The sequence below is a fragment of the Stieleria sp. genome (assembly GCF_041595215.1).
Classification (GTDB): Bacteria; Planctomycetota; Planctomycetia; order Pirellulales; family Pirellulaceae; genus Stieleria; species Stieleria magnilauensis.
On sequence record NZ_JBFHKV010000740.1, the window covers coordinates 1 to 4484 of the forward strand.

Below are 4484 nucleotides of genomic sequence, written 5' to 3' on the forward strand. Positions count from 1 at the left end.
CGTTTCGTCGTGTTTTGGTTCCATTCATCTTGCGTGTCGATCACCCACGCGTGATCGTTTGTTTCGACGGCAGCGGCTTGGTGCATGGCAACGCCGGTGAAAGAAAGCAGGGTCAGCAGCAGAAGTTTCATTCGGTGATTCATGGTGTTGATGATCGTGCGATTGCGTGAGCGTTGATTCGCGGCAGCTAATGTTTCGTTCAGTCGCGCAACGACGAAAAATTCTTGGGGTTCGGTTTGGGCGGAAGCGTGGCTTTCCAGGCGGCAAGTTTCTCGGTGAGCTGCGCGACCACGTCCGGGTGCGATTCTTTCATGTCTTGCTTTTCGTAGGGATCGGCGACGATGTCATACAACTCCACGTACGCGGATGCTTCGTCGCTGATGAGTTTCCAGTTTTGGTCGACGATGCAATAGTCGACCCAATGAAAGGAGTTGGCTTGGCCGGGTTTGCCGTTGCCCTTCATTTTCCAGAACAGCGGTTTGTTGCGACCATCGCTGACGTCACCCTGCAGCGTTTCGAGCTGACTGATTCCATCGGGCTGATACGATTCGGGCAACTCGGCGCCGCCGATTTCGCAAAACGTTGGCAACAGATCGACGGCCGAAATCATCGAACGTTGATCAATGTTGCCTGCGGCGATTTTGCCCGGCCAGCGTGCGATGAAGGGCACGTTGATGCCGCCTTCGAACAGCGACGCTTTGTAGCCCTTGCGTCCGGCGGTGATTCCCTTGGCCGCGGCGATCCCGAAGCCCGCACCGGTGGCGGTGTCGTAGCTGAGCGTCAGCGGCGTTCCCGGCCGGCTGCGGGCAGGCCCGTTGTCTGAACTGAAGATGACCAGCGTGTTGTCCACCAGGTCCAGCCGGTCAAGCGTCTCGAGAACCTCGCCGATGCGATCATCGGCGTGCGACAAGACTGCGGCGTAGATCTCATCATTTTCATCGAGCCCGCTGTTTCGAAATCGCCAACGGTACTTCGGCAGGACATGAAAAGGCGTGTGCGGTTCATGGATCCAAAGGTTGACGAAGAACGGTTTGCCGGCCTGGTGACTCTTTTGGATGAACTCGATCGCATGTTCGGCGTCTTCGTGCACCGGCATTTGCTCACCCGAACAATTGAACGCTCCGTAGGTGTCGTATCCGTATTCTCCCGGCGAAGGGGAATCGGGAATCATGTCGTTGGCCAAATGCCATTTGCCGAAATGCGCCGTGGCGTATCCGGCTCCCTGTAGCAATCGAGGAAGCGTGACAGTGTCGGTGTCCAGCCAATCGGGCATGTTACGTTTGGCATTACTGGGCACCCAGGCGAAATGCCCATCGATGTTGTAGCGGGCCGGGAAATGTCCCGTCATCACCGCCGTTCGACTGGGCGAGCACACGCCGCTGGCCACAGTAAAGCGATGGAAATCCGTTCCCTCACGCGCCAGCCGATCGATGTTGGGCGTTTTGACATAGGGATGCCCGTGGCAGCTCAGATCACCCCAACCCCAGTCGTCGGCAAAGATAAACACGATGTTGGGACGCGGTGAATCAGCGGCCGCGAAGGATGTCAACACGCACGCCAATGCGATCGCCGCTAAGCAAGAAGACTTCATGGATACGACTTGAATCTTTGTTGGGAGAATCGTTTTCAAATGAATTGTACTCGATGCCGGATCGTCGCCTTTCGCGGATCACCGCGTCGGGCATGCTGTGGATGCCAATGGGTCTGGCAGCGTTGCACCGAACCCATGGCAACGACGGAAAAAAGAGACACCACCAGAACGGTCGTGACCGAACGCATGATGCAGACACTCAAACGCGTGATGCAGGCGGAGCAACCCTGGACGGGCAAGACGCGGAGCATGGGGTGGGGCCGGTGCCGGAGGGGACAATGAGGGTTGAGGGGACCCTCGTATCGGGAGTGCAACACAACATCTTTCAATTGTGGGGAAAGTCAATCAAAAGCTGCGTCGAGCGGCGAACGATTTGCGACACGGGCAGGCCGCTGGTCGTTCGGTGGTGTATGTGCTGCCGGTCCCCTCGATCCAGGTGCGGTCGCGAGTGCTACGGTGGCGAGCTGGAAACTGGCGCGACGAACACGCTTATTGCGCACGCAATTCTTGGAACGCGGTGTTTTCCGCTCGATCGGTCACCGGTTGGACACTCCAGATGATCCAGCGGAATTTTCCCAGGGACTGCCCCGGCTTGGATCGCAACTCAACGGCATTGAACACGTCCTGCGCTGCTCGACGGGTATCGATCGAGGTCAGGGGCGTGAACTTGGATCGGTCCGAAAGATCCCAACCGGGGTCGGTTGACGAATCGCTTCCGTAGAGCGTCAGCTTCTGTGGGCCGCGAACCCCATTGAGGTTCGTCGACCAGCTGGTGATTGATGAGATGTTTTTTGATTCACCCAGGTCCAAGCGATAGGCTCCGGTGGTCACGCCGTTGGCGAAAACCGGGCCGTAGCTTTGTTGCAGTTTGCCGTCGATCAGCGTTGCCGGCGGTGCATTGCGGGGCGATGGCTTGGCGTCGACCTTGCCCGATGGTCTTCCTGTCGGCGCGAGCGCCAAAAAGTCGTCGGCAGTCCCTGCGGATTCCATCACGATGCGGGGTGCGTTTTGAAGCGACAGTACCACAGGCTGCTGGTTTCGAATGACTTTCACCGTCAATGCTGCGTCGCCGACTTGCTGGTAGGCCGAGAGTAAATCGGAGACCTGCTTGACCGGCGTGGCGTTGATGCCTTGGATCAAGTCTCCCTCGGTTAGTCCCGCCTTGGCGGCGTCGCTATCGGAATTGATTTCTTTGATCGCGACACCGCCCTCTTCTTGAGACACTCCATAAGCTGAAAACTCGGAACCGGTCAGGTCGCTCACGCGAGCCCCCAACCAGAACGACGGCTGCGATGTGGCGACGCGACCGCGGTCCGATCGGGGCGTTGCCGTTTCACCTTTGACCTCCAAGGCCGGGATCTCGGGCGTTTCGGCGATCTGTTTCAGCGAAGGTTTCTTGACGCCGAACTGATCCATCGCAAAGTTTTCAAAGCCGATGTCGAAGGCTGGCGAATCGGGCTGGACACGGAAATCACCGCTGGCCGGATCGATGAACTGGGGATCGGCGACGATGGAATGGCGGTCCCAACCAAATTCGGCGTAACGATCTTTCATCGCCGGATCGTGCCCGAAATAGAGGTTGCGATCGACCCGTTTTCCCTTGGCGGTCGGCGTCGGGGCACGGACACCTTGTGGTGCGGCCATGAAGATGTTGCTGAACACTTCGTCGCCGCTGTTGTTGTACCAAACGTGCGGGTGCAGACCGTTGTTGACGGTGATGTTGTTCCAGGCTCGACGGCGAAAGCCTTCACGAAACTTCAAGCCGCCCGAAAGCATCAGGTTGTTGTAAATGTCGTAGTTGGAGGATCCGTCATCCAGGTCGATGTCCCAACCATGATCACAGCGCCAGCGGCTGTTGCGAATCACGGTCGTCTCGACGGCGTCCAAGAACGGGAACTGCGGTTCCTGGTCGATGATTTTTTGACTGGCGTTCCGGTCACTGCTCCAAAAACGGTCGCGTCCCCAGGAGTTGAACGAGCCGTGGTCGTGGGTTTCTTGCACGGTGTCGAAGACATCGCAGCGTTCGATCAGGTGGCCGCCCCAGGCACCGTCGCCGATGTTGATGCCCGCGCGGGCACAATCATAGATCGAGCAATCGCGAACGGTGATGCCTTGTGCCATCGTGATTTGTACTCCGGCTGGCTGGCGTTCGACTCGGCCGATCCCATGAATCAAGCAGTCTTCGACGACGCAGTCGGCCGGGTACTGGTTCGACTTCGGGCCCGGAGTACGATCGACCTTGCTCAGATCGTTCTTTTGACGGTATTCGAATAGCGGATCGCGAACGGCGTCGGGGTCACCCACAAAACAAACACCGCTGGCGCCACAATCGTGGATGTGGCAACCTTTGACAACCACGCGCCGGTTGTACTTGCTGACGAAGACCGCATTGCCGCCGACCTGGTCAAACTCAGTATCCAAAATCTGGACGTCTTCGGTGCCGGAGAGCAACACGGCGCCGCCGCGATAGATCGTCCAATCCGATCGCAACAGCGGTTCTTTCGTTTCCATGAAGGTCCGCGCGGCATGCCGGACGACGAATCCTTGGAGGGTCATGAACCGCACGGGGGCGTCGGCGGAGCCGTTGAATTCGATCAGGTGTCGCAGTCGCACCACTTCGATCGTCGCTCGGCTCAGGTCGACGCCAGGGGGCGGAATGAAGTACAAGCGGTTCGCGCCGGCGTCGTGATACCATTCGCCGGGCGCGTCCAATTCTTCGAAGATGTTCTCGACCATGCGAAAGTCGTTGTGCATGCCCATTTGGCGATTGTTCTGCCAGCCGCCTTCATAGGTCACTTCGCCATCGGAATCCTTGCCGGTGATTCGGTAGTGGTATCCTCCCCAGCGGGCCCGATGCATGGCGTGTATGAATCCGCCGGTGGGATCGGCCCAA

Annotated in this window: 2 protein-coding genes; both read right to left on the bottom strand. The window is 58.3% G+C overall.

Annotation, left to right across the window (positions count from 1 at the left end; translation table 11 throughout):
• Nucleotides 1-199: 199 nt before the first annotated feature.
• Nucleotides 200-1591: a sulfatase gene (locus ABX749_RS23430; RefSeq protein WP_372898131.1), complete on the bottom strand. Its 1392-nt coding sequence runs from the start codon at nt 1589-1591 to the stop codon at nt 200-202.
• A 489-nt stretch (nt 1592-2080) separates the two neighbouring features.
• The coding region (locus ABX749_RS23435; protein WP_372898132.1) for a PDZ domain-containing protein at nt 2081-4484 on the bottom strand (2404 nt) is incomplete at its 5' end.

What these genes read in the sequence shown, in the direction of transcription:
- ABX749_RS23430 (WP_372898131.1), bottom strand. Translation starts at nt 1,591, where the DNA reads ATGAAGTCTTCTTGCTTAGCGGCGATCGCATTGGCGTGCGTGTTGACA.